Origin of the sequence: Streptomyces sp. SBT349 (assembly GCF_001083795.1) — a bacterium.
Taxonomy (GTDB): domain Bacteria; phylum Actinomycetota; class Actinomycetes; order Streptomycetales; family Streptomycetaceae; genus Streptomyces.
The window spans coordinates 1-6,222 of sequence record NZ_LAVK01000407.1 but is presented as its reverse complement, the minus strand read 5'-3'; the positions used below and the strand labels follow the sequence as shown (position 1 = coordinate 6,222).

The following is a 6,222-nucleotide window of genomic DNA, read 5'->3' as shown; positions in this document are numbered from 1 at the left end:
GATCCACAGGTGCAGCGGCAGGCTGTGCGGGGGCGCGGCGCCCGCGGGGAGGGCGATGACCGCGCGCAGGGCGCCGCGGCGCAGCAGGGTGGCGCGGACGCGGCGGCCGGTGCGGCGGGAGGCGGCGGCGGGCGGCATGAGCAGGACGGCGGTGCCGCCGGGGCGCAGGCGCGCCAGGGCGTGCTGGACCCAGGCGAGCTCGGACTCGGTGCGGGCGGGGATGCCGTACTCCCAGCGGGGGTCGTAGGTGAGCTGGTCGTGGCCCCAGTTGCGTTCGTTGAACGGGGGGTGGCACAGCACCGCGTCGGCGGCGAGCTGGGGGAAGGCGTCGGCGAGGAGCGTGTCGCCGTCGTGGGCGCGGACGGTGGCGGTGCCGCGCAGGGCGAGCCTGAGGCTGCCGAGGCGGGCGAGGGACGCGTCGGTGTCCTGGCCGTAGAGCTCGCGGGGCGGGCCGCCGTCGCGGGAGCGGGCGGCGGCGAGCAGGGTGCAGGGGCCGCAGGCCGGGTCGAGCACGGTGTCGGCGGGCCCGGCGAGGGCGGCCATCAGCTCGGCGGTCTCGGGCGGGGTGAGGGTGAGCTGCCGGCCCGCGGTGTCCAGGTAGCGGGCCATGAGGAACTCGTAGGCGGGCGCGGGTCCCGCCTCACCGGCCAGCGCGGCGGCGGCGCGGGCCAGCGGGTCCTCGCCCGCCTCCTCGGGGACGCCCTCGCCGTGGGCGAGGAGCTGGTCGCCGACGCGGCCGAGGGCGTCGGCGGGCCCCGCGGGGTCGGAGCCGACGAGCTGCCACAGGCGTTCCCGCAGCGGGACTTCGGCGAGCTTGCCCTGGTCGCGGAGCCATTCCTCGATCTCCGGCAGGGAGAAGGTGGGGCTGGTCTCGGTCCCGCCCACGGGGCGGGGGAAGTGCGCGTAGCGGCGGCGCCAGTTGCTGACGGCGGCGCGGCCGACGCCGGCCAGCCGTGCGATTCCGGCCGCGGTGACCTCGGTGTGCTGCCCCGGCACGTGTCTGCCTCCGTTCTCCGTGGCGTGTTCTTGACCCTACCGGTGTCTTTGTCCCCACCGATACACATCAAACGCCTTGACGTCCAACAGAGTTCCTGTTGACTCGATTCACAGGCTGTGCTCTGATTAACCGAGCCGGTTCACAAGGAGTCGGTTGATTCAGGGAGGGACCTGCACCATGACCGCCACACGCTCACGCCGTTTCGCTGGGAAGCGGATGCCCGCGCTCGCCGGTGTCGCCGCCGCGATACTCGCCATGGGCGCGCTGAGCGCGTGCTCCAGCGAGGAAGAAGAGGCCCAGGAAGCCGCCGAGGAGGTCCTCGACGACCTTGAGGAGGAACTGGGCGAGACCGCGGGCGCCGGGGAGGCCGAGGGCGGCGACGAGCCCGCCGCCGACGAGGAGATCTTCGCCGCGGGCGAGACCGCCGTCTTCGACAACGGCATCGAGTACACCGTCTCCGCCGCCGAGCCCTACACGCCGACGGAGTGGGCGTTCGGCCACACCGAGGGCAACGAGCCGCAGAAGGTGTCGATCACCGTCACCAACAACAGCGCGGAGGCGTACGACACCACCTTCATCGTGACCACCGCGCGGGTGGGGGCCGACGGGGTCGAGGCCGAGGGCATCATCGACGACCCGGTCGGCATGGGCTACAACGGCTCGCTGCCGCCCGGCGAGACCGCCACCGCCGACTTCGCCTTCGACATCCCGGCGGGCGAGCCGTCCTTCTCGCTCACCGTCGAGGAGCTCCTCGAGTGGGGGGCCACCTGGGACATCACGCTCTGACGCGAGCACCCACCCCACACCGAGAAGGGAGACGGACCGTGAGCTCACCGCATCTCTCCGCGCACCAGCCGCACCACCCACACCAGCCGCATCCGCAGGGGGCGCCGTTCGGGCACCACCCGCACCCCGGTGGCGCCCCGGCGCCACCGCCGGTGCCGAAGCGGCCCGCGACCGTGGCCGTCCTGCTGCTGACGGGGCTGCTCGCCGCCGTGTCGGCCGTCTCCGGGGCAGTGGCCGTCCTGGCGGGCGGCCGGGCGACGGCCGAGGCGAACGTCGAGGACATCCTCGGCGGCGAGCTGACCGACGGCCAGATCGACGGCTTCACGGAGCTGCTGATCGACGAGCGCCAGACGCAGCTCGCGGGCCAGGCCGCGATCCTGCTGATCTTCGCCCTGCCGCTGCTGCTGTTCACGCTGCTCAGCCTCAAGGCGGCGGTCTGGGCCCGGGTCCTGGTCACCATCGCGGCGGCGATCACGCTCATCGTGACCCTCGCCGTGGCGGGCGACGACCCGCCCGGCGTCCTCAGGGCGTGCGTCACGGTCGCCGCCCTCGCCTGCCTGGCCACGCTGGTGGTCTGCTGGCTGCCGCCGAACAACCGCTACGCGCGGGACGTCAAGGCCGCCAGGCGCATCCGCCGCTGAGGCGGGCGGCGGGACCGCCGAGGCGGGCACCGGACCGCTGAGCCCCGCCCCCGTGGGCCCAGCCCTCCCGGGGCGTGAGACCGAAGTTCCCCCTCGGCCTCACGCCCCGGGAACCGTCATCGGCGGGGCGCCGTCACGACCCGGGGATCGTCGTCAGGAACTCGCCGGTCCACGCGAGGAGTTCGCGCCCGGCCAGCGGCTTGCCGCCGATCCTCGCCGTCGTGGGCCGGGGCACGAGCACCTGACGCGTGGCCCGTTTGACGACCGAGCCCGGGTAGACCCGGTTGAGCCTGAGCTCCTGGGACTCCCGCAGCTCCACCGGCGAGAACCTGATCCGGCTGCCCTGGAGCGTCACATCGCTCACCCCGCACGAGCGGGCCAGCATCCGCAGCCCGGCGACCAGCAGCAGATTCTCCACGGGCTCGGGCAGCGGCCCGTACCGGTCGGTCAGCTCCTCGCGCACCGCGCGGATGTCCTCCTCCGTGGTGGCCGCGGCGATCGAGCGGTACGCCTGGAGCCGCAGCCGTTCCCCCGGCGCGTAGTCGTGCGGGACATGCGCGTCCACCGGCAGCTCGATCTTCACCTCGAGCAGCGACTCGTCCGGCTCGCCGCCGCCCTGCTCCAGCGTCGAGCGGTAGTCCGCCACCGCCTCACCGACCATCCGGACGTACAGGTCGAAGCCGACGCCCGCGATGTGGCCCGACTGCTCGCCGCCCAGCAGGTTCCCCGCGCCGCGGATCTCCAGGTCCTTCATCGCCACGTACATGCCCGCGCCCATCTCCGTGTGCTGGGCGATGGTGGCCAGCCGCTCGTGCGCGGTCTCCGTCAGCGGCTTCTCCGGCGGGTAGAGGAAGTACGCGTAGCCGCGTTCCCTGCCGCGCCCCACCCGGCCGCGCAACTGGTGCAGCTGCGAGAGGCCGAAGGTGTCGCCGCGCTCGACGATCAGGGTGTTCGCGTTGGAGATGTCGATCCCCGACTCCACGATCGTCGTGGAGACCAGCACGTCCGAGCGCTTCTCCCAGAAGTCCACGACCACCTGTTCGAGCGCCGACTCGCCCATCTGCCCGTGCGCCGTCGCGATCCGCGCCTCGGGGACCAGCTGCCGCAGCCGCGCCGCGACCCGGTCGATGGAGTCCACGCGGTTGTGGATGTAGAAGACCTGCCCCTCGCGCAGCAGCTCGCGCCGGATGGCCGCGCCGATCTGCCGCTCCTCGTAGGGGCCGACGAACGTCAGCACCGGGTGCCGCTCCTCCGGCGGCGTGGTGATCGTCGACATCTCGCGGATGCCGGTCACCGCCATCTCCAGCGTGCGGGGGATGGGCGTGGCCGACATGGTCAGCACGTCCACGTTGGCCCGCAGCTTCTTCAGCTGCTCCTTGTGCTCGACGCCGAACCGCTGCTCCTCGTCCACGATGACCAGGCCCAGGTCCTTGAACCTGACCTCCGACGAGAACAGCCGGTGCGTTCCGATCACGATGTCCACCGCGCCCTCCCGCAGCCCGTCCGTGACCGCCCTGGCCTCGGTGTCCGACTGGAAGCGCGAGAGGGGGCGCACGTTCACCGGGAACTGCGCGTACCGCTCCGAGAAGGTGCCGAAGTGCTGCTGCACCAGCAGCGTGGTGGGCACCAGGACGGCGACCTGCTTGCCGTCCTGCACCGCCTTGAACGCCGCGCGCACCGCGATCTCCGTCTTGCCGTAGCCCACGTCACCGCAGACCAGGCGGTCCATGGGCACTGACTTCTCCATGTCCTCCTTGACCTCGGAGATGGTGGTGAGCTGGTCGGGCGTCTCGATGTAGGGGAAGGCGTCCTCCAGCTCCCGCTGCCAGGGGGTGTCCGGCGCGAAGGCGTGCCCGGGCGCCGCCATGCGCGCCGAGTACAGCCTGATGAGGTCCGCGGCGATCTCCTTGACCGCCTTCTTGGCGCGCGCCTTGGTCTTCGTCCAGTCCGCGCCGCCGAGACGGTGCAACGAGGGGGCCTCGCCGCCGACGTACTTGGTGACCTGGTCGAGCTGGTCGGTCGGCACGAACAGGCGGTCGCCCGGCTGGCCGCGCTTGGCCGGCGCGTACTCCACCACCAGGTACTCCCGGGTGGCGCCCTGCACGGTGCGCTGCACCATCTCGACATAGCGGCCGACGCCGTGCTGCTCGTGGACGATGTAGTCGCCGGGCTCCAGGGTCAGCGGATCGAGGGTCTTGCGGCGCCTGGCCGGCATCCGGGCGCCCTCGCGGCCCGCGGCCTTCTGGCCGGTGAGATCCGTCTCGGTGAGGACGGCGAGCCGCAGCGCCGGGGCGAGGAAGCCGTGCTCGACCGCGCCGCACGCCACCTGCACCACGGAGGGCGGGAGCGCGCCGGTCAGCGGCGTCTGGAGCCGGGCCGCGATGCCCTCGCCGCCCAGCACCTCGGCGGTGCGGGCGGCCGGGCCCTGGCCCTCGGTGAGGTAGACGACACGCCAGCCGTCGGCGAGCCAGCCCTTGGTGTCCGCGAGCGCGCGGGCGGTGTCGCCGCGGTAGGTCTCGGGGGCGCGCAGGCCCAGGCGCACCGTGTCGTCCTCGGAGTCCTCCTCCAGATCGGGCGAGAACGGGGAGACCGACCACCAGAGCATGCCGAGCTCCGCCGCGTGCTCGCGGACATCGGCCAGGCCGCGCAGCGAGGCGGCGCCGACGTCGATGGGCGCCTCGCCGGTGTCGGTCATGGCGGCGGCGGCCCAGGACGCCTGGAGGAACTCGTGACTGGTGGCGACCAGGTCGGCCGCGCGCGACCTGACCCGTTCGGGATCGCAGACCACGGCCATGCTGCCGGCGGGCAGCACGTCGAGCAGCAGCTCCATGTCGTCCACCAGGACGGGGGCCAGCGACTCCATGCCCTCCACGGCGATGCCCTCGGCGATCCTGCCCAGGAGCTCGTCGAGCCCGGGGTGGTGGCGGCGCAGCTCGGCGGCGCGCGCCCGCACGTCCTCGGTGAGCAGGAGCTCGCGGCAGGGCGGCGCCCACAGCCCGTGCTCGGCGACCTCCAGGGAACGCTGGTCGGCGACCTTGAAGTAACGGATCTCCTCCACGTCGTCGCCCCAGAACTCCACCCGCAGCGGATGCTCCTCGGTAGGCGGGAAGACGTCGAGGATGCCACCGCGCACGGCGAACTCGCCGCGCTTCTCCACCAGCTCGACGCGGGTGTAGGCGGCCCCGGCCAGCCGCTCCGTGATGGCGGCCAGATCGGCGGTCTGCCCACCCAGCAGGGCGACGGGCTCCAGCTCGCCGAGGCCCGCGACCTGCGGCTGGAGGACGGAGCGGACGGGCGCGACGACGACCGAGACCGGGCCCGCGCCCGGGTCGTCGGCGGCGGGGTGGGCCAGCCGCCGCAGCACGGCGAGCCTGCGGCCCACGGTGTCGGCGCGGGGCGAGAGGCGCTCGTGGGGGAGCGTCTCCCAGGCCGGGTACTCCACCACGCCGTCGGCGGGCAGCAGCGAACGGAGCGCGGCGGCCAGGTCCTCCGCCTCGCGCCCGGTGGCGGTGACCGCCAGCACGGGGCGGGAGGCGGCGCGGGCGAGCGCGGCGATGGCGAAGGGGCGGTCGGCGGGCGGGCCGACCAGGTCGACATGGCGGCGCTCGCCTTCGGCGGCTGCGGTGACCGCCCCGGCGAGGGCGGGCTCTTCGATGACGGCGTCGAGCAGGCCGTACAGACTCATGGCGGGCTTTCCATCCGGGGGTGGCAACGCGAAGCGCCCGGCACGCTCCGCGGGCCGGGGGTTCCAGGGTACGCGCCACGGGTCGGGCACCCGCGTGGCGCGGGGGCCCGACC

4 protein-coding genes are annotated in these 6,222 nt (G+C 73.8%); 2 read left to right on the top strand and 2 right to left on the bottom strand.

The window, feature by feature from the left end; genetic code table 11:
• Positions 1-996: HsdM family class I SAM-dependent methyltransferase (locus ADY01_RS31400; RefSeq protein ID WP_049580116.1), on the bottom strand; the 996-nt coding region annotated here is incomplete at its 3' end.
• Positions 997-1,174: 178 nt separating this feature from the next.
• Between ADY01_RS31400 and ADY01_RS31395 the strand changes: the two genes are divergently transcribed.
• Together ADY01_RS31395 and ADY01_RS36190 are read left to right on the top strand one after the other, a co-directional pair.
• The gene (locus ADY01_RS31395) at positions 1,175-1,783 is read left to right on the top strand and encodes a DUF4352 domain-containing protein (RefSeq protein ID WP_078900777.1); all 609 of its coding nucleotides are present in this window, start codon (positions 1,175-1,177) and stop codon (positions 1,781-1,783) included.
• Between the two features lie 38 nt (positions 1,784-1,821).
• Positions 1,822-2,424 (top strand): hypothetical protein, encoded by a 603-nt coding sequence (locus ADY01_RS36190; RefSeq protein WP_159001539.1) that lies wholly within the window; start codon positions 1,822-1,824, stop codon positions 2,422-2,424.
• A gap of 133 nt (positions 2,425-2,557) precedes the next feature.
• Here the strand turns inward: ADY01_RS36190 and mfd are convergent, their stop codons facing one another.
• Complete coding sequence (mfd, locus tag ADY01_RS31385; RefSeq protein WP_049580114.1) at positions 2,558-6,109, bottom strand: transcription-repair coupling factor; 3,552 nt, start codon at positions 6,107-6,109, stop codon at positions 2,558-2,560.
• Positions 6,110-6,222 lie beyond the last annotated feature (113 nt).

What these genes read in the sequence shown, in the direction of transcription:
- mfd (WP_049580114.1), bottom strand. Translation starts at nt 6,109, where the DNA reads ATGAGTCTGTACGGCCTGCTCGACGCCGTCATCGAAGAGCCCGCCCTC.
- ADY01_RS31395 (WP_078900777.1), top strand. Translation starts at nt 1,175, where the DNA reads ATGACCGCCACACGCTCACGCCGTTTCGCTGGGAAGCGGATGCCCGCG.